Source organism: Pseudonocardia sp. D17, assembly GCF_036984265.1.
Lineage (GTDB): Bacteria > Actinomycetota > Actinomycetes > Mycobacteriales > Pseudonocardiaceae > Pseudonocardia > Pseudonocardia benzenivorans.
In genome coordinates, this window is sequence record NZ_BPRG01000048.1 from 29,275 (window position 1) to 50,356 (window position 21,082).

Sequence of the window (21,082 nt, forward strand, 5' to 3'; positions counted from 1 at the left end):
CAACCCGCACTGCCCGGCTCCTGATCAGGGGTCCTTCGTCCCTTACCCACGGGCCACTGAGACGGCCACCGGCAGCAGCCACGAGCAGGACGAGACGGTTGCGCCGCCCGGTGGCGGGCTGAGACCGTGGCCCCCGTGTCCTCGCTCTGACGAGCCGCGCCGGCGATGGCCGCGGAACGGCATCTGGGATCGGGCTCACGTCGTTGTCTGTGTGGCTGGGCCTCAGGGTTGGTGGACCCGGCCCCGCAACCACGCGAGTTCACTTCTCATGCGTTCGTCACGAGGGTCGCGACGAGGACGTCGCCGAGCCAGCGCTCGTACTGGTCAGGGCTCCTGCCCAGCCCGATCTGCTCGCTGTAGAGCTCCGGGCGGGTGAGCGCCAGCAGTGTCACCGCGGTTTCCTGCGCATCGAACCGGGCCCGTCCGCCCGCCTTTGCCAGCATGCTGCGAGCCGTCCCCCGGCTTCGCTCGAGGCGTTGGGCGAAGACCTCGTCCCACGTGGCGGCGATGTCCGGGTCGAGCGGGGCCGATGCTCGGAGGATCTCCAGGACCGACGCGGCGCGGCCGTAGATCCGACGGGCGTTGCGCGCGATCAGTCGTAGCTGACGCACGGGATCGGGCTCACGAAGCTGCTCCTGCCACCAGTCCTGCTCGTCGACGTCGCCCGCGTAGTCGGCGCCGGTCATCGCACGCTCGACGACGCCTGCCAGCAGGGTCTTCTTGTTGGTGAAGGTCTTGTAGACGGTCGGCACGGCTACCCCGGCGGCCGCGGCGATGTCCTCGATGCGGGCACCGCCGTAACCGCGGCGCTCGAAGACCTCGCGCGCCGCCTCGAGGATTCGGGCCCTTGTCCGGGCGGCCTGCTCGGCACGGAGACCCGAAGCGCGGTTGACAGCCTTCGGCATCTGCGTACAGTACCGCGATACTCAGTATAGTAGAACTATACCATCGAGTCCGGAGGTGGCCGACGAGCTCGATCGTGGTGGCGGGCGGGAGCATCGGGGGGCTCGCGATCGCCCTGTTCGCGGCCCGGGCCGGACACGACGTCGTTCTGCTCGAGGCCGACGGACACGCGGCGCCCGCCCGGGTCGACGAGGTGTGGCACGGCTGGAAGCGGCGCGGTGTTCCCCAGTTCCGGCAGCTGCACGGGACGCAGGCGCTCGGTCGGTCGATCCTGGCGTCCAGGGCACCCGACGTCCTGGACCGGCTGCGCAGCGCCGGGGCCCACGACGTCGACCTGCTCGCGTCCCAGCCCGGCATCCGCTGCGGCGCGGGGATGGACGATCTCGTGCAGTTCCGGTGCCGGCGTCCGGTCTTCGAGTGGGTGCTACGCGCGGCCGTCGAGGCAGAGTCCAGGGTCGGTCTCCGGCGCGGAGTCGAGGTCACGGGTCTGCTCGTCACCGCGGGGCGCAGGCCGCGCGTCACCGGGGTCGCTACGACCGTTGGTGAGTTGTCGGCAGACCTGGTGGTCGACGCGACCGGCCGACGGTCCCGGGTGGCCGAGTGGTGCCTCCGCTCCGGCGCGGCGCCGCCGACGACCCGCACCGTCGACACCCGGCAGGTCTACTTCACGCAATGGTCCCACCGTGAAACCGGCTTCACGGGCAGTGATCCGATGTTGCGGGTCGAGCTGCCGTTCGCGACCCTCCTCGTCCTCCCGGTGGACGCGGGCTGGCTTTCGGCCACCTTCTTCGCACCGGCCCACGATCGGGGACTACGAGCCAGGCTGCACGGCACGGACGAGTTCCTCGGTGCCCTCCGTGCGGTGCCCTCCGTCCCGGACCGGATCGAGGACGCACGCCCGACCGGCAGAGTCCAGTTCATGGGCAACCTGGCCAATCAGCTTCGGCGTCCTTCCTCCCGGTTGCCTGCCGGTCTGCTCCCGGTCGCCGATGCCGCGGTCTGCACGAACCCGACATGGGGCCGTGGAGGTGCCCTGGCCCTGGCCCATGCCGACGCCCTGGTCGGGCTCCTCGACGTCGACGAGGAGCCCGCATCGCTGACCGCGGCCCTCACCGCCTGGACCGCCGAGAACCTCGAACCATGGTTCCGCGACACCGTCCTGCTGGACGCCGAGACGAACGCCCGTTGGGCAGGTGACCGGCCTGCCCCGTCGGCCGAGCGCCCGTTCAGCCACGCCGACGCGGTCAGGACGGCGCGGACCGACCCTGACCTGCACGTGGCCTACCTGCGGTACCGGAACCTGCTCGACACGCCGGCAGCGTTCTGGAGCAATCCGGAGATCGTCGACCGCGTGCGTGCGAGCGCCGTCGGCAGGACGACTGGCCTGCGGAGGGATGCACAGGCGTGCGAGCCTGGTCCGTGAGTGGCAACGGGCGGAGGCAGTGACGACATGGTGCACCGCGAAGAGGGCACGGTGACGGACGCCGTGGTCGTGGGCGTCGACGACTCACGCTCGGCTCGGCACGCCGCGGGGTGGGCGGCGGCGATCGCCGATGCCCGGGGTGCTCCCCTGCATCTGGTGCACGTCGGTGCCGAGGCCGCGCCGAGATGGCTGACGGAGCTGGCCGCGGAGCTGGGCGCACACGTGGACCTCGCGCCGGGGCCGGCATCGCCGGACGCCGTCGTCGATGCGCTGGTGGGGCGGGTCGGTACGGCCGACCTGTTGGTGCTCGGAAGCCATGGGGAAGGTAGCGCGGCGGGGCTGCTGGCCGGGACCGTCGCGGCCCGGCTCGCCGGAGGTACACCGTGTCCGCTGGCCGTCGTGCGCGGGTCGACACCTGACCAGCAGCCCCCGAGCGGTGGCCCGGTCGTCGTCGGGATCGACGACACCGAGACGGCCGGGACAGCTCTGGACCTCGCCGCAGCTCTCGCGAGCGACCTCGCGGCGCCACTGGTGGTGGTGCACGCGTGGTCCGATGTCGCGACCGGTCCAGGGGGCGCGGCCCATCGTCGCACGGAGGACTGGCCGGAGTTGGCCGCGCAAGGTGACGCCGTGGCGGCTCGCGCGCGTCGACGACTCGGCGCGCATGCGCCAGACGTGGAGGTGGATGTGCGATCGGTGGAGGGGACCGCCCTGCGCACGTTGTTGGACCTGGCCGTATCCGCTCGGGTGCTCGTCGCCGCGCCGCGCGGCGCTGCGCGGCCGCCCAGCTCTGACGACGGGATGCTGCTCGGGTCGACCAGCCGCGGCCTGGTCGGCTTCGCTCCGTGCCCGGTCGTGCTGGCCCCGGTCCGGCAGGACGGCCAGGAGCACGTGACCGATGACGGACCGTGATCTGGTCGTGACTTCGAGGTACCCTCACTTGTCGAGCGTGTCCACGCGGAGCGACCCCCCAGCTCGGTCGGGCTCGGTTCGCCGCCCCAACGCGCATTGCGGAACGACGCCCGCCGGATCGCCGCCGAACGCGGCGCCCTGGCGGCGGAAGCCTCGGCCGAGGTGGAGCCCGGGCGCTTCGTCCTGACGTACCGGGCCGTTCGGTCCTCCCAACCGGGCCCGAGAGCCGCTGCCACAACTCGATCATTCGGAGATCGTGGATATCGAGCTCCGGAACGTAGTGGGAGTGACGTGCAGAGGAGGAACGATGGCGAAGCAGCTCGAGAGGGCGGTCGTCGTGGGCATCGACGGTTCGGAGTCCTCGCTCGCCGCTACGCGCTGGGCTGCGGCGGAGGCAGAGCGCCGCAACGCCCGGCTGCGTCTCGTCGCCGCTGTCGGGTGGACGACCTTCCGCCCGGTCGGGCTGCCTGCGCTCGGGCAGGAGTACCAGCGCCAGAAGATCGAGCGCGCCGCCGCGGAGCATCTCGACGCCGCGGCGGCAGTAGCGCGAAAGGCCGCACCGGGCGCACAAGTGGAGCGGGACGTACGCGGGGGCGAGCCACCTGTCGTGCTCCGCGACGAGTCCACGAGGGCTGCACTGGTCGTGCTCGGCACCCGCGGCCGGGGCGGCTTCACCGGGCTCATGCTCGGCTCGGTCGCGATCGCGGTGGCTGCCCACGCCGAGTGCCCCGTTGTGGTCGTGCGCGGAGCGCCGGCCTCGGCCGGGCCGGTTGTGGTCGGGGTGGACAGCTCGGCCGCGAACGACCAGGCCGTAGGCTTCGCGTTCGAGGAGGCCGCGCGTCGGAACGTGCCGTTGGTCGCCGTTCATGCCTGGAGCCAGGGCGTGCTCGACCCGTTCCTCGAGCCGCTGGTGGACTGGCCGGCCGAGCAGGCCGCCGAGGAGAAGGCGCTGCAGGAGCAGCTCGCCGTGTGGGTTCGGAAGTACCCAGGTGTCACGGCAACCCCGGTCGTGGTCGTCGATGCGGCGGCCCGCGAGCTCGTGGCGCGCTCCACGAATGCGGGACTGCTCGTCGTCGGCTCGCGCGGACACGGCCCTGTTGGTGGTGCGGTGCTCGGCTCGGTGAGCCAGGCCGTCCTGCAGCACGCCACGTGCCCGGTCGCCGTCGTGCGTCCCGAGCCCGCCACGTAGCTCTCGTCGCCCGCGGTGCGGCACCGTCGCGGTGACCATCGGCACCGGTTCCTGGACGCCCTGAATTCGCGCCGGCGGTCGTTGCCGACCCCCTGATCGCCGCCGAGGGCTCGACCGGAGGATCAGGGGTAGCCGATGGCGGCGCGTCACCCCGAGGATCACCGGGTACACACGTATGCCGCTCGACTTCGTGGTCGTCCGGGCGATCCAGGACGCGCTTGCCCACCCCGCCCACCGCTGTAACCGACGAGACCGAGAGAACGGGAGCCGTGTAGTGCCTTCGACCTCGTCCGACGACCTGACCGTGCTCGACGCCTGGTGGCGAGCGGCGAACTACCTGTCCGTGGGGCAGATCTACCTGCTCGACAACCCGTTGCTCCGCGAACCGCTGGCCGCCGAGCACGTCAAGCCGCGGTTGCTCGGCCACTGGGGAACGACGCCCGGGCTGAACCTGCTCTACGCGCACATGAACCGGGTGATCAAGGCTCGGGACCTGAACGCGCTCTACGTGACCGGGCCCGGGCACGGCGGGCCGGGCCTGGTGGCCAACGCCTACCTCGAAGGCACCTACAGCGAGGTCTACTCCGGCATCGGGGAGGACGCCGACGGGCTGCGTGCGCTGTTCCGGCAGTTCTCCTTCCCCGGTGGGGTGCCCAGTCATGTCGCCCCGGAGACGCCGGGGTCGATCCACGAGGGCGGCGAGCTCGGCTACGCGCTGGTGCACGCCTACGGCGCCGTGTTCGACAACCCGGACCTGCTGGCACTGTGCGTCGTGGGCGACGGCGAGGCCGAGACCGGTCCGCTGGCGGCGAGCTGGCACTCGAACAAGTTCCTCGACCCGCGCCGGGACGGCGTCGTGCTGCCGGTCCTGCACCTCAACGGCTACAAGATCGCGAACCCGACGGTGCTGGCCCGGATCCCCGAAGCGGAGCTCGCCGCGCTGATGCGGGGCTACGGATACGCGCCCCGGTTCGTCACCGCCGGCAGCGACACGGACCACTCGGCGGTGCACGAGGAGCTCGCCGCGAGGCTCGACGCCGCGCTCGACGAGATCGCGGCGATCAAGGCGGACCCGCCGGTCGGACGCCCGGCGTGGCCGATGATCGTGCTGCGCACGCCGAAGGGCTGGACCGGGCCACGGGAGGTCGACGGCAAGCCGGTCGAGGGCACCTTCCGCGCCCACCAGGTCCCCCTCGCCGGAACCCGGACCGACGAGCGACATCGCGCCCAGCTCGAGGAGTGGATGCGCAGCTACCGGCCCGAGGAGTTGTTCGACGAGCACGGGCGGCTCGTCGACGAGATCCGCGCCCTGGCGCCCCGCGGGGAGCGCCGGATGAGCGCGAACCCGCACACCAACGGCGGGGTGGTGCTGCGCGACCTCGCGATGCCGGACTTCCGCTCCTTCGCCGTGCCCGTGGACAAGCCCGCCGTCGAGATGAGCGAGGCCACGCGCGTGCTCGGTGAGTTCCTGCGGGAGGTGGTGCGCCGCAACCCCGACCGGTTCCGGCTCTTCGGGCCCGACGAGGTCGCGTCGAACCGGCTGCAGGCGGTCTTCGACGTGACCGACCGGGCCTGGGACGCCGCCGTGGAGCCGGGCGACGAGCACCTGGCCCCGGGCGGGCGGGTCATGGAGATCCTCTCCGAGCACCTGTGCCAGGGCTGGCTGGAGGGCTACCTGCTCACCGGTCGGCACGGGCTGTTCACCAGCTACGAGGCGTTCATCCACATCGTGGACTCCATGCTCAACCAGCACGCCAAGTGGCTCAAGACCACCCGCGCGATCCCGTGGCGGCCCCCGATCGCGTCGCTGAACTACCTCCTGTCCAGCCATGTCTGGCGTCAGGACCACAACGGTTTCTCCCACCAGGACCCGGGCTTCCTCGACCACGTGGTGAACAAGAAGGCGGAGATCACCCGCGTCTACCTGCCCCCGGACACCAACACCCTGCTCTCCGTCGCGGACCACTGCCTGCGCAGTCGCCACTACGTCAACGTGATCGTGGCCGGCAAGCAGCCGCAGCTGACATACCTGTCGACGGACGAGGCCATCGCGCACTGCACCCGCGGGCTCGGCATCTGGGAATGGGCGTCCACACCGGTGGCGGACGGTGCCGACGACCCGGATGTCGTGCTGGCCTGCTGCGGCGACATCCCCACGCTGGAGACGCTCGCCGCGGCCGCGCTGCTGCGCGAGCATCTACCCGAGCTGAGAGTGCGAGTGATCAACATCGTGGACCTGATGCGGCTGCAGCCCGACCGCGAGCACCCGCACGGTCTGTCCGACCGGGAGTTCGACGCGCTGTTCACCGTGGACAAACCGGTGATCTTCGCCTTCCACGGCTACCCGTGGCTGATCCACCGCCTGACGTACTCCCGCAACGGCCACCACAACCTCCACGTGCGCGGCTACAAGGAGGAGGGCACCACCACGACGCCGTTCGACATGGTCATGCTCAACGACCTCGATCGCTTCCACCTGGTGATGGATGTGATCGACCGGGTGCCGACGCTCGGCAGCCGGGCCGCCACTCTTCGCCAGGACATGGCCGACCGTCGGCTCGCCGCGCGCGCGTACACCCGCGAGCACGGCGAGGACGACCCGGAGATCGCCGACTGGCGGTGGGAATGAACGACGGCGAGGGGACGACCGCGGCGGGAACGAGGGGCCGCTCATGAGGGTGCTCGTGGTCAACGCCGGGTCGTCGAGCGTCAAGCTGCGTCTTCTCGGGCCCGACGACGACGTCGAACAGAGCGCCGACACCGAACCCGGCGCCGAGCTGGAGGGCGTGCTGCGTGACTGGCCGGTGCCCGACGCCGTCGGCCACCGTGTGGTGCACGGCGGCACCCGGTTCACCGACCCTGTCGTGATCGACGCCGCGGTGCGCAAGGAGCTCGAGGACCTCACCGCGCTGGCTCCCCTGCACCAGCCGAAGTCCCTCGCCGGGCTCGACGCGGTCACCGCGCTGCTGCCCGACCTCCCCGCCGTGGCCTGCTTCGACACCGCCTTCCACACCTCGATCCCGGAGGCGGCCGCGACGTACGCGGTGCCGAAGCAGTGGCGCGAGCGTTACGCCATCCGCCGCTACGGCTTCCACGGCCTGTCCCACGCATGGTGCTCGGCGCGGGTCGCCGAGCTGACCGGAGCCCGGCGCATCCTGACCGCGCACCTGGGGGCGGGAGCGTCACTGGCCGCCGTGCTCGATGGACGCAGCGTCGACACCACCATGGGTTTCACTCCGCTCGAGGGCCTGGTCATGGCGACCCGCTCCGGCACCGTCGATCCCGGCCTGGTGCTGTGGCTCGAGGAGCACGAGCACCTCAGCCCGCACGAGATCGCCGAAACGCTGGAGAAGCGTTCGGGGCTGGCGGCCCTGGCCGGCACTCCCGACATGCGGGAGGTCCTGGCTGCGGCCGCCCGGGACGAGCCCGACGCGGTCCTGGCCCGCGACGCCTACGTCCACCGGCTCGCGGCCGGGATCGCCTCGATGGCGGCCGCGACCGGTGGGATAGGGGCCCTGGCCTTCACCGGCGGGGTCGGCGAGCACGCCGGCGAGATCCGGACCCGCACCGCGCAAAGGCTCGCGTTCCTCGGCGTGGCCGTCGACCCTGCGCTCGACGACACCGTCGACGGCGAGATCACGGCAGCCGGTGCTGCCGTACGCACCGTCGTCGTCCCTGCCCGCGAGGACCTCGAGATCGCCCGCGGCACCCGCGCCGCGTTGAGATGACCCGGGGAGCTCGCCGCTGACACCGGCCGACGCCCGCGTGGCCCTGGCAGACACCGAGAGGATGAGAACCGATGACCGAAGGCGAACGCGACCGACAGCTGCAGGTCCTGGACGTCGACGAGTGCTACCGCCTCCTGGCGACCGAGCAGATCGGACGGTTGGGCGTCAACGCCGAGCACTACCCGTTGATCTTCCCGGTGAACTTCGCACTCGACGGAACCACAATCGTCATCCGTACGGACACCGGCACCAAGCTCAGCGCGGCCGACCACGCCAACGTCACCTTCGAGGTCGACCAGATCGACAGGGGGACGCGAGCCGGCTGGAGCGTACTCGTGCGTGGTCTGGCCGAGGAGGTCACCGCGGAGCACCGGGCCGAGCTCGTCGAACGTACTCGGGCCAGTGGCGTCGAGCCGTGGGCGCCGGGGGAGCACGGGCACTGGATGCGTCTGATTCCCCAGCAGATCAGTGGCCGGCGCATCGTCCCGGGCCGGCTCCCCCCGGCATTCGAGCCGGCGGCGTACCCCTGAGCCCCGCGGCCCACCGCTCAACCGACCGGCACCAGCATTTCGGGATGCGCCCGAGACGGACGCCGGGCAGGCCCCGACAGCGCTGTCGCCGGCACCCTCGGTCGGCCATCTGGTCGTCGTCGGTGCTCGCGTCCTGGTTCGCACGCAACGCCTGCGAGTCGCAGGTTCCTCATCGTCACGAGGAGCCAGGACCGGACCGGCGCGGCCGATCGACGAGGCGCACGGCCGCGGCGCCGCTGAGCGCGGCGACGGTCGCAGCCATGACAAACCCACCGAGGACCCCGACGGCGATGCTGAGCGCGACAGGCTGCCCGGGCTCCCACAGCGGCGTCGCGATGGCGACGAACATGAGCAACCCGCCCACCCAGGCTCCGCCGGTGGCGGCGATCCACCATGCGCAGCGCGGCCTCACCCGTCGGAGGACGAGCCACTGTGCAGTGCCGATGCTCCCGAGCAGCACGCCGCCGCCCACGACCCCGCCGCAGATCAGGAGCGCCGGCGGAAGCGTGGTGAGCCGCTCGCCCAGCGCCACGGGGACGAGTCCGATCGCGTAAGCGAGGACGGCAGCGACAGCGGTGGCGGCGACGAACCGGGCGCGGGGCAGGGTCACGAGATCCCGGGCCAGAACGTGGGCCTGGGCCCAACCCAGCGCCGTTCCCTCCAGCGCTCCGGCCACCAGCAGCCCCGCGGCTGTCGCCGGCAGCGACCAGGTGCTCGATGCCGCCCCCACGATCGCCGGGGCGACGAACCCCGTGCACTCGCCGAGGGTGACCCAGACGAACCAGCGCCGTCCCACCCTCGACGGTGACCTCGGTGTCGGAGCACCGGCCCAGGTCGCGAGCAGACGCCAGAGCAGCGTGCTGACCACACCGGAACCGGCATGCCTGCGCTGGAGCGCGGCACGCATCGGTCAGCCCGCCGGGTATCCGGGTGCCGGGATGCTGGCAGCCGGCGTCCGGGTGGTCGGCGCGCCGGCCGGCGGGACGCCGGGTAGCTCGAGGTGGGCCCGAGCAGGAGATGGTGGAGCGACGATCGTCGCGAGTCGCCGCGGCGCGAGTTCGAGTGCCATGGGCCCTCCGTACGCCTGGTGCCGGTCGAAAACCGGCTCATGACCACCTTCGCCTCGCGCACGCGTCACCGCGAGGGCCCAAGGGCCGGACGCCCGAGGGACTCACGAGGCGGGCCCGCGGGTCCGAGGACCTCTGCTGTCGGGCCGTCGCTCGGTCGGGTTGGTCAGGCGGTGTGTCGCGCCTCCTCGCGCTCCCGGCCGCGGCCGTGCGGCCGACGGCGGCAAGCTTTCGAAGAAGGGAGCTCCGGGACGCGGTGCCTCGGCTCAGCCCTGTGCCTGAATCGCCGTGATCGCGACGGTGGTGATGATGTCGTGCACCGTCGCTCCGCGGGACAGGTCGTTCACCGGCTGCGCGAGGCCCTGGAGGACCGGGCCGATCGCCACAGCTCCCGCGGAGCGTTGCACGGCCTTGTAGGTGTTGTTGCCGGTATTGAGGTCGGGGAAGATGAACACCGTCGCCCGCCCCGCCACCTTGCTGCCGGGCAGTTTCAGGCGCGCGACATCCGGGTCGACGGCGGCGTCGTACTGGATCGGGCCCTCCACCAGCAGGTCCGGCTGCCGGGAGCGCACCAGCGCCGTCGCCTCCCGGACGAGATCCACGTCGGCACCGGTGCCGGACTCGCCGGTGGAGTAGGACAACATCGCGACGCGGGGGTCGATCCCGAAGGTCGTCGCGGTGTGCGCAGCGGAGAGCGCGATCTCGGCGAGCTGGACCGGGTCGGGGTTCGGAACGACCGCGCAGTCGGCGTAGACGACGACATGGTCGGCCAGGCACATCAGGAATGCGCTCGACACGAGCGACACCCCGGGCGCGGTGCGGATCACCTCGAATGCCGGGCGGATCGTGTGGGCGGTGGTGTGAGTGGCCCCGGAGACCACCCCGTCGGCCACGCCCTGGCGCACCATGAGCGTGCCGAAGTAGGTGCCGTCGGCCATCAGATCGAGCGCCAACGGCAGCGCGACCCCCCGGTGGCGGCGTTGCTCGGCGTAGACGCGCGCGAAGTCCTTCCGCCACGGTGACGTGACGGGGTCGACGATCCGCACCCCGGGCAGCGCGAGGCCGAGCGAGCTCGCCCGCGATCGCAGCTCGGTCTCGCTGCCCAGGAGCGTCAGGTCGACCACCCCGCGCAGGAGCAGCTGCTCCGCGGCGCGCAGAATCCGCTCATCGTCACCCTCCGGAAGCACGATGTGCCGGCGGTCGGCGCGGGCGCGGTCGAGGAGCTGCTGTTCGAACATCAGCGGGGTTGTGCGGGTCGAGCGGGCCATGTCGAGGCGTCGGGTGAGGGCGTCGTGATCGACGCGGTCCTCGAACATCCGGATCGCGGCAGCGATCTTGCGCTCGTTCTCCGGTCGGATCGCGGCGCGGACGCGCCCGACGGCCGAGACGGTCTCGAACGTGTCGCCGGGGACGGCGAGCACGGGTACGCCGGCCGCGCCGAGTCCTTGGCAGAGGCGGTGCACGGCGGGCTCCACGAGGCCGCCGGTCAGAACTAGTCCGGCGACGGCGGGATAGGCACCCGACAGGTGCGCGGCGAGCGTGCCCGCCACGATGTCCGCCCGGTCACCCGGGGTGATCACCAGGTCTGCGTCGCACACCCGCTCGAGGAAGTGCGGCAACCCCATCGCCCCGACGATCACACGTTCGATCTCGCGCGCATGCCGCGGGTCACCCGCAACCACCTCCGCCTCGAGTACTGCCGCGACCTCGGCGATGGTCGGCGCCGATAGCAGGGGCAGCTCGGGGAGCACCCCGCCCGGCAGCCCGCCCGACGCGACCGGCAGCTCGGCGCGGACGGCCTCCGCCACGCGCGGGTCGACCCGGTTGCAGACCACACCCAGCATCTCGCAGCCACGTTCGGCAAGTGCGGCGAGATCACGCCGGACGGCATCGAGTACATGGACCGCCGAGCGCTCGCGGCCCCCCACCACGAGCAGGACCGGTGCCTCGAGGTGAACCGCCGCGGCCGCGTTGAGGTCAACCTCGGTGGCCGGTGAGGCGGTCAGGTCGCTGCCCTCGACCACGACGACATCCGCACCGGCCGCTACCGCCGCCCACCCGTCCAGAACTCGCCCCAGCACCCCGTCGCGCGACGAACGCCGCAGCTCCGCCGCGGTCAGAGCGAACGAGTCCGCGTACTGCTGCGGAAGTCGGTAATGCCGACGGAGAAGTTCGACGTCCGGGTCCGGCGGCGCCGCGTCGGCGACCAACGGGCGGAAGAAGGCCACTCGCCCTGCACGCCGAACGAGCACCTCGAAGAGGCCGAGCACGACCGCCGATTTACCGCTTCCCGGCTCGAGCGCGGTGACGTAGACGTTTCTGGCCTTCCCCGGACCGTTCTGCACGCTGGGTTTCCGCTCCCGTCTGGACCAGTGGTCCCATCCTGGGACAGGTCGTCCGCCCCGGCACCCGGCCCTTCTTCCCTACCCGGACGGCTCACCCCGGACGGACCTCGTGCCGTGAGCAGGGGCCGCCGCCCTCCCCACGGCACGGTAATGCCGGAGAAAGGACGGAACGACAACGCTCCTGAACATGCCGCCGCAGATTCCTGGAGTTCCCGCTCGCAAGCTCGACGGTGTCAACACCTGCTCCGAGGAAGTCCTTGCAGCTCGGCGGCGAACGGCGGATGTGTCTCTCTCGCGGCCGACACCGACACCGACACAGACACCGGCGACGTGACGTTCCGGCCCACTCTGCCGGCCGGTCCAAGGAATCTCTGAGATTCCGCAGCAACGATCGTCTCGTTCCCCATGCAGCTGGAAGGCCGGCCGTTGCCCACGTTCATGCTCGGACTCCCCGTCCATCCGCTCGTGGTGCACGCGGTCGTCGTCCTCGTGCCGGCCGCCGTCATCGGTGCCGTGCTCGTCGCGCTGTGGCCGCGGATACGGGCGCGGCGGGGGTGGCCCAGGATGATCGCCCTACCGCGCGTCGACGACGGGCAGCCGCGGGTCGGGATCGTCGTTCTTGCCGTGCTGAGGATGTCTTTCGCGGTGCTGTCTGCGGTCCAGGTCGTCCGGGTCGGTGACAGGGGTGCCCGCGCCGCCTGGAGGAGCATGCAGTACGCACCCCAGCCGCGACCCTCCGGACGCCCGGCGGACTGAGTGCCCATTCCGAAGATCGGCGAGTACCCGATGCCCCTGCGACCGGTCGCGGACCGCCTGCCGATGACAACGCCCCGCGGGACCGACGAGACCGACGAGGTCGCGGGACCGGAGAGGAGGCTGCGCCGGCCACGCAGAGGACGCGGTGTCCGACGCGCGTTGCTGGTGTTCGTCGTCCTCGTACAACTCGTCACGACCTCGATCGTCGCGGCGGCACTCGGTTCTGCGGGTGCGGACCCCGCCGCTGTGAAGCTTGCCGAGTGGGCTCGTGACCACGGGATGAACTGGCTGGTCACCGGCCTGGAACGGGTGACCTATGCGGCTGACCGCCCGGTACTCGGGGGCGCTCCCGTCGGCGGGATCCCGACCGCTGCAGGAGCGGTCGGCGAGAAGTCGACGGCGCCGCCGCTGGCGCCCCTCGCCGGCGGCGCGTCGCTGCCGGGTGAAGGTGTCTGGCAGACCGTCGTGGCCGCGCACGGCAGACCGGCCGTGCAGGTCACCACCCTGCGCGTGGACGACGAGCACACGGCGTTCCTCGCCGGTGTCATGCGGATGGACCCGCGGCTGGTCCGCGGCCAGCTGCATCCTGGTACGAACGACCCCGGAGGGTCTTGGGTGGCGTCGACATCGCTCGCCGGGGCGGCCGGCGTCGACGTCGTCGCCGCATTCAACGGCGGATTCAAACTCAGCGACCCCAGCCACAACGGCTACTACAGCCAGGGGCGCACCGTCGCGCCGCTCCTCGAGGGCAAGGCGAGCCTGGTCCTGCACAGCGACGGCATCGCGGACGTCGGCGCCTGGGGGACCGAGGTGCGGATGGCGTCCGATGTCGCGTCCGTGCGGCAGAACCTGACACCGCTGGTCGACGGCGGCGCCCTCAACCAAACCTGTGCCAGCGGTGGCACCCACGAGTGGGGCAGCACGATCGGGCAGGCCGCATTCGTCCACCGGTCCGGGTTCGGGGTGACCGCCGACGGCGCCGAGATCTACGTCGGCGGCCCAGCGCTGTCGGTATGCACACTGGGCCGGATCCTGATCGACGCCGGCGTCGTGCGTGGCATGGAACTCGACATCAACCCCAACTGGGTCAGTGGGACGTACTATCACGTCCATGCGGGCCGTCCGCCGCAAGGGTTCCGGCTGTTCCCCGCCGAGCAGGTCGGCCCGCAGCACTACCTGAGCGCCTCGAGCCGCGACTGGTACGCGTGGTACCTCAGGAATTGAGGACCGTTCACGACCTGGGGCAGTAGCATCGCTCCACCGCCGCGTGGCCCGCAGAGGCCATGGTCGCCTCGCAGCGCCTGCTGACCTCGGTAGTGGGCCACGCGACGGTCCTTCGTGTCACGCGGGCGAGCTGGCGAGCGGCGGTGCGAGAGGGACACGGCGGCCGGGACGACAGCGACGGGGGTGGCGAGGGACCGGGGCGGCAGCGACTGAGCTATCGGGCCAGCCAGGCCAGCGCCGCGGCGAGGAGGGCTTGGGTGCCGGTGTCGAGGGTGGGCTGGATGACCGGGGCGAAACCGGGGGAGTGGTTGACCGGGATGTCCTGGGACACCCGGCCGGCCTCCTGGGCCCGCTGGTAGGTCTTCGCGTCGATGCCGCCGATTCCCCAGTAGGTGTAGGGGACACCGAGCGCGGTGGGGATGTCGCTGAAGTCCTCACTCGCGGTCTGCTGCTCGAGTGGGCCGGCCCGGTCGCCGAAGAACTCGCCGAACGCGCCGGCGACCCGCGCGGTGACGTCGGGGTCGTTGGAGGTGAGCGGGAACCGGTCGAACAGTTCGAACTCGGGGTCGCGTGGGCAGCCCGACGCCTGACACTCGGCGGTGACGATCCGGCGGATCGCCTCCAGTATCCCGTCCCGGGTCGTGTCGCTGTAGGTGCGCACATTGAGCTCGAGCACGGCGCGGTCCGGGATGACGTTGCTCTTCCTGCCGGCGCGGAGCGAGCCGACGGTCAGCACGGCGGTCTGGCCGGGCGGGATCTCCCGGGAGACGATGGTCTGCAGCCTGATCACGATCATGGACGCGAGCACGACGGGGTCGACCGCGGCCTGGGGCATCGATCCGTGCGCGCCGCGTCCGTGGACGGTGATGCGCATGCTGTCCGCGGCGGAGAGCACCGGACCGGCGAGTGTGCCGACGTGTCCGGCCGGGGCCGGGAGCACGTGCTGGGCCAGCGCGACGTCCGGGGTCGGAATCCTCTCGGCGAGGCCGTCGTCGAGCATGCCGCGGGCGCCGTCGCCGGTCTCCTCGGCGGGCTGGAACAACGCGACCACGGTGCCGTGCCAGGCGTCGCGGTCGTCGGCGAGCAGTTGAGCGGCGCCGAGCAGGCAGCTCACGTGCACGTCGTGCCCGCACGCATGGGCCACGGGTACCTGGTCGCCCTCGGCGTCGGCAGCGGTGACCGTGCTGGCGTAGGGCAGCCCGGTGTCCTCGCGCACCGGGAGCGCGTCCATGTCGGCGCGCAGCAGCACGGTGGGACCGGTGCCGTTGCTCAGCACGCCCACGACGCCGGTGCCACCGATGCCTTCGTGCAGCTCGTAGCCGGCGTGGCGCAGCCGCTGGGTCACCCGCTGCGCCGTGCGTCGTTCCTGGTGCGACAGCTCGGGGTGGGCGTGCAGGTCCCGGTAGAACTCCTCCTGCCAGCCGCGTACCCGGTCCAGCCCGGCCAGCACGCTAGATGTCGTCATGACGTCTCCGAGAGGTCGGCGGTGGCCACCATGATGGCCCACAGGTGTCCGACGTACCCGCCCCCACGGCCACGACTCGCCTCTCGAGAACGGGAATCCCCACCGGGGTCCGTGCTCACGAAGACCCGCACACGGTCCGAGCCGAAGGCGCGTGATCTCACCGCGCCGACGTCGGGGCTTCGGAGCGGCTGCCATCGGGCGAAGTTAGCGATACTCGCCCCACCACGCGCCCCACCTGTCGAGCCCGGCCGGAGACGTATGCCATCCGACCTGGTGCCCCCGGCAGGATTCGAACCTGCGACCCAGAGATTAGAAGGCTCTTGCTCTGTCCAGCTGAGCTACGAGGGCGTGCGCCCCGGACCGCCGGGGCGCGGGGAAAGGGTAGCGGTCCCGTCGACGCCCGGCGCTCGGACCTGCGGGTCTCCGGGCGCCAGCCGACCTGCGAGCAGCCCCGCCGTCCCCTGCGCGGCGAGCACCTCCGCAGCTGCGGCGGCCTGCTGGAGCTGGAGGTGCAGATCGGCGAGCCGACGCAGGGCCGCGGCGAGGGGGCGTTGCTCGTCGAGGGGGAGGTCGGGGACGCGGACGCGCCGTTGTTCGGCACGCGACGTGCCGGCGGTGCGCAGGACCCCGGCGAGCAGGTCGGGGTCGACCCGGTCGACGTCGGGCCGATAGGCGGTGAGTCCGGGCGCGAGTGCCGCCGGTGCGTCCAGTGTCCGGGCGCACGCAGCCCCGACGACGACGTCGCCCGCGACGGCGCGGACCACGGTCGACCCGGAGCCGGGACCGCTCGGCGCGCGGGCCAGCCGCAGGTCGTCGGCGGTGAGGGTGGCCGGTGCCGGGTCGGCCGTCGACACCCTGACGAGCCGGACGACGCCGGCGCGTTCGAGGGCGGCGAGGCTGGTGGTCGGCAGCTCCCTGGTCGTGGGCTGCAGGGCGGGTGGGCAGGGTCGGACCTCGGCGAGCGCCTGCGCCTTCGCGGCGTACGCGGCCGGGTCGGGGCGCGGAGGCAGCCGGGGGCTGAGGTCGACGGTCTCGGCGTCCACCGCGGCGAGCGGGCGTTCGTCGGCGGGGCGGTGGGTGTCGGGCGCGAGCAGGATCGTCGTCGGACGCCGGTCGCCGGCACGCGGGCGGCGCAGCACCCACAGGTCGGCGTCGTGACCGGCTCCCACGACGGCACGCAGGGCACCGTCGTGCAGCAGGGCGGCCCGCACGCGGCGGCCCCGGCGTCGTGACGCGGCGGCCGCCGGCATCCGCACGACGACGCGACCGCCAGGGCGCACCCGCTGCACGCACCGTTGCGCCCACGCGAGCTCGGGCTCGCTGCGCGGGGGGACGCCGTAGGGCCAGGGGCCGTCGAGGTCGCGACGGTCGCCGACGGGCGGGTCGCACACGACCACGTCGGCGAGGTCGGCAGGATCCGGCGGGAGCAGGGCGTCCGCACAGACCGACGCTGCTTCGCGACGGGCCAGCCGCAGCCGGGCGGCCGCGATGAGCGCGCGGTCGGGAGCGAGGTCGACGCCGCGGAGCCGGTCGGCGCGGGCCGCGACGAGCAGCCCACCGGTGCCGCAGGCCGGGTCGAGCAGCAGCTCGCCGGGCTCCGGCGCGGCGAGCTCGAGCATCGCGGCGACGACGTCGGGCGGTGTGGGGCGCAGCCGTCGGGAGTCGGTCTCGAGGTAGCGCGCGTGCAGGAGCTCGAAGGCGCCGGCGTGCCCGTGCTCGTCGGCGACGCGCTCGGCGAGCTCCACGAACGCCGCGTCGGTCCGCTCGGTGACGCCGGGCAGCAGGGGTTCGTCGTCCCCGTCGCGCAGCCACACGAGCAGTGCCCCCGCCCGGGCGACGACGTGCCCGAGCCCGATCTCGCCACCTTCGCCCCGCAGGTGCTGCCACATCCGCTCCAGCGGGGGCATCTCGGTGGCTTTCCCGTTGCGGCGCAACCACTCCTCGACGTGGCGCAGCTCGTACCGCGGGCTCGCGGGCGTGCCGTCGACGGGGCTGGGGAAGTCGGGATGACGACGTCGCCAGTTGGAGACGGCGGCCCTGCTCACCCCGCCCAGCCGCGCGATGTCGCCCGCGCTGACGGTGGCGACCTCGCTCACGTCGATCACCCTAATTCGCCGCGTCGTGAGTTGTGAAGCGGTTACACAGCCCCCATACTTCGCGCCATGCCTTCGGCACTGCGGTTCGCGATCGGGTCCGACGTCGGCCGCAGGAGGTCGGGCAACCAGGACTCCGGCCTCGCCGGCCGCAGGCTGCTCGTGGTCGCGGACGGGATGGGCGGGCACGCGCACGGGGAGCTCGCCAGCTCGCTGACGGTCGCCGCCTTCTCCGAGATGGACGAGCAGCTCGGTCCCGACCTCTCCGAGGTCGACCTGGCCGCCGCGCTGACCACGGGGGTCTCCGTCGCCGCGCGCCTGCTCGACGAGGGTGCCCGCCGCGACCCCGGCTCGCGCGGGATGGGGACGACCGTCGTGGCGCTGCTGTTCGACGACACCCGCCTCGGCATCCTGCACATCGGCGACTCGCGGGTGTACCGGCTGCGTGGCGACGAGTTCACCCGGGTGACGCACGACCACACCGTCGTACAGGCACTCGTCGACGAGGGCCGCATCACCCCCGAGGAGGCCGCGGTCCATCCGCGCCGCTCGGTGCTGCTGCGCGCGCTGCAGGCGGGCAACGACCCCGACCCCGAGGTGTGGGTCGACGACGTGGCACCCGGTGACCGCTACCTGCTCTGCTCCGACGGCGCCACCGCCGTCCTCGACGACGACACGCTGCGCGAGCTGGTCGCCCGTGACCGCGACCCCGACGCCGTCGTGTCGGCCGTGATCGAGCTCGCGAACGAGGGTGGCGGCCCGGACAACATCACGTGCATCGTCGCCGACGTCGTGGAGGTGCCCGACGCCGACGGGGGTGCCGGGTCGGACGGTTCGGTCGACAACGGTCACGTCCTGGTGGGGGCGGCCGCCGAGGCCGCCGAAGCCGTCTGACGAGCCCGTTCGGCCGGGGCTTAGCCTGGAGGTCATGGCGCAGACGACCGCCGGGCCGGAGACGCGGAAGGCCGGGACGTCCTCGTCCGGGGCCGCCGGTCTCATCGGGCTCGGGGCGGGCATCGCGATGCTCGTCGCCGGAGGACTGACAGTACTGACGGGTGCCCGTCCCGCGACCCTGCTCGGGTTGCCCGACCCCGGCGAGCTGACGACGGTCGCGCTCCCGGCCGTCCGCGCACTCTCCGAGGTCTCGATGGTGCTGACCATCGGGTTCCTGCTGCTCGCCGCGTTCTTCGTGCCCGCCCAGCCCGACGGCTACCTCGACGTCTCCGGCTACCGCGCGGTGCGTGCCGCGTCGTGGACGGCGTCGGCGTGGTTCGTCTGCGCGGTGTTGCTGGTGCCGCTCAACGTCGCCGACACGCTGGGACGTCCCGTCGGCCAGGTGCTCGACCCGGGCCTGCTGTTCGACCTGATCCCCAAGATCTCCGCCGCCGAGGCCTGGTCGCTCACGGCCGTGGCCGCGCTGCTGGTGCTGGTCGCGGCGCGACTGGTCCTGAGCTGGGGCTGGGCGGTCGTGGCCTTCGGACTGGCGCTGTTCGGCCCGCTCCCCGTCGCGCTGACCGGGCACTCCGCCGCCGGCGGCTCGCACGACATCGCCACCGACAGCCTGGTCCTGCACGTCCTCGGCGCGTCGCTGTGGGTGGGTGGCCTCGCGGCCGTCGTCGTGCTCGCGAGCAGCCGGAGCAACCGCGACCGTGCCGCCGCGCTCGCGACGGCGGTCCCGCGCTTCTCCACGCTGGCACTGGTGTGCTGGGCGCTGCTCGCGGTGACCGGCGTGGTCAACGCGCTCGTGCGGGTGCCGCTGTGGGCCGTCTTCACCACGGAGTACGGCGCCCTGGTCGTGGCCAAGACCCTCGCCCTCGTCACCCTCGGCGTGCTCGGGGCACTGCACCGCAGGCGGACCGTCGCCGCGGCCGCCGAGGGCCGTACCCGGTCGCTGATCGCGCTGGGCGGCGTCGAGATCCTGCTGATGCTGGCGACGATCGGCCTCGCGGTCGCGTTGGGGCGCAGCGCACCTCCCGACACCGGCGCCCCGCCGCCGTCGATTCTCGAGGCGGTGATCGGGTACGACCTCGACGGCCCGCCGACGTTGCTGCGCCTGCTGTTCGACTGGCGGTTCAGCCTGATCTACGGCTCGTTCGCGATCCTGCTGGCCGTCGGGTACCTGGCGGGCCTGCGCAGGCTGCGCCGCCGTGGCGACGCCTGGCCGGTGGGCCGCACGATCGCCTGGCTGTGCGGGTGCCTGGTCGTGCTGATGGCGACGAGCTCGGGGATCGGCCGGTACGCGCCCGCGATGTTCAGCGTGCACATGGCCCAGCACATGATGCTGTCGATGCTGGCGCCGATCCTGCTGGTGCTCGGCGCCCCGGTGACGCTGGCGCTGCGGGCGCTCCCCCCGAGCGGGAAGGGACGCCCCGACGGTCCGCGCGAGTGGATCCTCGCGGCCGTCCACTCCCCGGCGGCGCGCTGGCTGACGAACCCCCTGATCACGTTGCCGCTCTTCGTCGGCAGCTACTACGCGCTGTACTTCTCCAGCCTCTTCGAGACCTCGCTCAACGAGCACTGGGCGCACCTGGCGATGAACGCCCACTTCCTGCTGGTCGGCTGGCTGTTCTTCTGGCCGTTGATCGGGGTGGACCCGTCGCCGCGCCGGCTACCGGCGGTCGCCCGGCTCGGCGTCGTCTTCGCGTCGGTGCCGTTCCATGCGTTCTTCGGCGTCGCCCTGATGAGCCAGAACGAGATCATCGGGGGGTCGTTCTACCGCGGTCTGAGCCTGCCCTGGGTCCCCGACCTGATGCGCGACCAGCAGCTCGGCGGTGGTTTGACCTGGGCTTCCGGCGAGCTCCCGCTCCTGCTGGTCGTCATCGTCCTGCTCGTGCAATGGTCGCGCCACGACGAGCGGTCGGCGCGACGCGATGATCGTCGCGCCGAGGTCGACGGGGATGCCGACCTGAAGGCCTACAACGCCATGTTGAACCGCCTGGCGACGGGGACGCCTACGCCTGCCGCGCAGGAGGAGAATTTCCGAAAAGTGGCCGCGGTCACCGTGAGCGACGAACGCCCGACCGCCGAGACCCGTGATCACCGGCCCGGCCGCGCGACGGGCACTGTCCCTGCAGGTCAGGACGACGCGTCGGGCGACGGGGAGCGCTGACGGGCCGCACGGGCCGACCGACCGTTCGTCGCACGAAGGTCACGCGCTGGCAACCTGAAAAAGCTTGTTTCGCCTGGTCAGAGGCGGTACAAGGGGGGTGATTTGCAGGGGTCGGAGCGCTCCTGTAACTTTCTCCCTGTCAGCGAGACGCCGGACAGAACGGCCCCGAGCGGGTCGGTCACCAGGCCCGCTGGCCGCCCCCTCGGTCGAGCGGTCTAGGTTGCTCGGTCGAGGAACATTACAGCCCCGGACGCTGGCTTCCTTGCTGGGAGTCGGTCGATGGTGTGCGGGTGTCTTTTGAGAACTCAACAGTGTGTCGAGCTTGTTTTTCGGATTGG

At 72.2% G+C, this 21,082-nt stretch carries 15 protein-coding genes and 1 tRNA gene; 10 read left to right on the forward strand and 6 right to left on the reverse strand.

Annotated elements, in window-relative coordinates:
* Positions 1-266: 266 nt before the first annotated feature.
* Positions 267-905, reverse strand: coding sequence for a TetR/AcrR family transcriptional regulator (locus PSD17_RS09975; RefSeq protein ID WP_339122455.1), 639 nt, complete (start codon positions 903-905; stop codon positions 267-269).
* A 74-nt stretch (positions 906-979) separates the two neighbouring features.
* Between PSD17_RS09975 and PSD17_RS09980 the strand changes: the two genes are divergently transcribed.
* The 6 genes from PSD17_RS09980 (at position 980) to PSD17_RS10005 (ending at position 8,685) form a co-directional block, all read left to right on the forward strand.
* The gene (locus PSD17_RS09980; protein WP_339122456.1) at positions 980-2,326 is read left to right on the forward strand and encodes an FAD-dependent oxidoreductase; all 1,347 of its coding nucleotides are present in this window, start codon (positions 980-982) and stop codon (positions 2,324-2,326) included.
* Between the two features lie 51 nt (positions 2,327-2,377).
* Entirely contained in the window at positions 2,378-3,238 is an 861-nt protein-coding gene (locus PSD17_RS09985) for a universal stress protein (RefSeq protein WP_158703493.1), read from the forward strand.
* A 307-nt stretch (positions 3,239-3,545) separates the two neighbouring features.
* The gene (locus PSD17_RS09990; RefSeq protein ID WP_339122457.1) at positions 3,546-4,427 is read left to right on the forward strand and encodes a universal stress protein; all 882 of its coding nucleotides are present in this window, start codon (positions 3,546-3,548) and stop codon (positions 4,425-4,427) included.
* A 274-nt stretch (positions 4,428-4,701) separates the two neighbouring features.
* Positions 4,702-7,056: a phosphoketolase family protein gene (locus PSD17_RS09995; RefSeq protein ID WP_339122458.1), complete on the forward strand. Its 2,355-nt coding sequence runs from the start codon at positions 4,702-4,704 to the stop codon at positions 7,054-7,056.
* Positions 7,057-7,099: 43 nt separating this feature from the next.
* On the forward strand, positions 7,100-8,155 hold the full coding sequence (locus tag PSD17_RS10000; RefSeq protein WP_339122459.1) for an acetate/propionate family kinase: 1,056 nt from the start codon (positions 7,100-7,102) through the stop codon (positions 8,153-8,155).
* A gap of 71 nt (positions 8,156-8,226) precedes the next feature.
* Complete coding sequence (locus tag PSD17_RS10005) at positions 8,227-8,685, forward strand: pyridoxamine 5'-phosphate oxidase family protein (protein ID WP_013676895.1); 459 nt, start codon at positions 8,227-8,229, stop codon at positions 8,683-8,685.
* A gap of 175 nt (positions 8,686-8,860) precedes the next feature.
* Here the strand turns inward: PSD17_RS10005 and PSD17_RS10010 are convergent, their stop codons facing one another.
* Together PSD17_RS10010 and pta are read right to left on the reverse strand one after the other, a co-directional pair.
* Positions 8,861-9,481, reverse strand: coding sequence for a hypothetical protein (locus tag PSD17_RS10010; protein WP_339122460.1), 621 nt, complete (start codon positions 9,479-9,481; stop codon positions 8,861-8,863).
* Between the two features lie 537 nt (positions 9,482-10,018).
* Entirely contained in the window at positions 10,019-12,097 is a 2,079-nt protein-coding gene (gene pta / locus PSD17_RS10015; protein WP_339122461.1) for a phosphate acetyltransferase, read from the reverse strand.
* A 405-nt stretch (positions 12,098-12,502) separates the two neighbouring features.
* Here pta and PSD17_RS10020 point away from each other — a divergent pair, with 405 nt between their 5' ends.
* Positions 12,503-12,853: a hypothetical protein gene (locus PSD17_RS10020; RefSeq protein ID WP_339122462.1), complete on the forward strand. Its 351-nt coding sequence runs from the start codon at positions 12,503-12,505 to the stop codon at positions 12,851-12,853.
* Positions 12,854-12,916: 63 nt separating this feature from the next.
* Positions 12,917-14,077: a hypothetical protein gene (locus PSD17_RS10025; RefSeq protein WP_339122463.1), complete on the forward strand. Its 1,161-nt coding sequence runs from the start codon at positions 12,917-12,919 to the stop codon at positions 14,075-14,077.
* A 214-nt stretch (positions 14,078-14,291) separates the two neighbouring features.
* Here the strand turns inward: PSD17_RS10025 and PSD17_RS10030 are convergent, their stop codons facing one another.
* From PSD17_RS10030 to PSD17_RS10040, 3 genes are all read right to left on the reverse strand, one after another.
* Positions 14,292-15,542: an amidohydrolase gene (locus PSD17_RS10030; RefSeq protein ID WP_339122464.1), complete on the reverse strand. Its 1,251-nt coding sequence runs from the start codon at positions 15,540-15,542 to the stop codon at positions 14,292-14,294.
* Positions 15,543-15,813: 271 nt separating this feature from the next.
* Positions 15,814-15,890 (reverse strand) — tRNA-Arg (locus PSD17_RS10035).
* Positions 15,881-17,638 carry an N-6 DNA methylase gene (locus tag PSD17_RS10040; RefSeq protein WP_339122465.1) on the reverse strand — a complete coding sequence of 586 codons (1,758 nt, stop codon included), beginning with the start codon at positions 17,636-17,638 and terminating at the stop codon, positions 15,881-15,883. The genes PSD17_RS10035 and PSD17_RS10040 overlap by 10 nt, the downstream gene beginning before the upstream one ends.
* 66 nt (positions 17,639-17,704) lie before the next feature.
* Between PSD17_RS10040 and PSD17_RS10045 the strand changes: the two genes are divergently transcribed.
* Positions 17,705-18,529: a PP2C family protein-serine/threonine phosphatase gene (locus tag PSD17_RS10045; RefSeq protein WP_013676868.1), complete on the forward strand. Its 825-nt coding sequence runs from the start codon at positions 17,705-17,707 to the stop codon at positions 18,527-18,529.
* Between the two features lie 34 nt (positions 18,530-18,563).
* The gene (locus PSD17_RS10050) at positions 18,564-20,744 is read left to right on the forward strand and encodes a cytochrome c oxidase assembly protein (protein ID WP_013676867.1); all 2,181 of its coding nucleotides are present in this window, start codon (positions 18,564-18,566) and stop codon (positions 20,742-20,744) included.
* Positions 20,745-21,082: the final 338 nt, after the last annotated feature.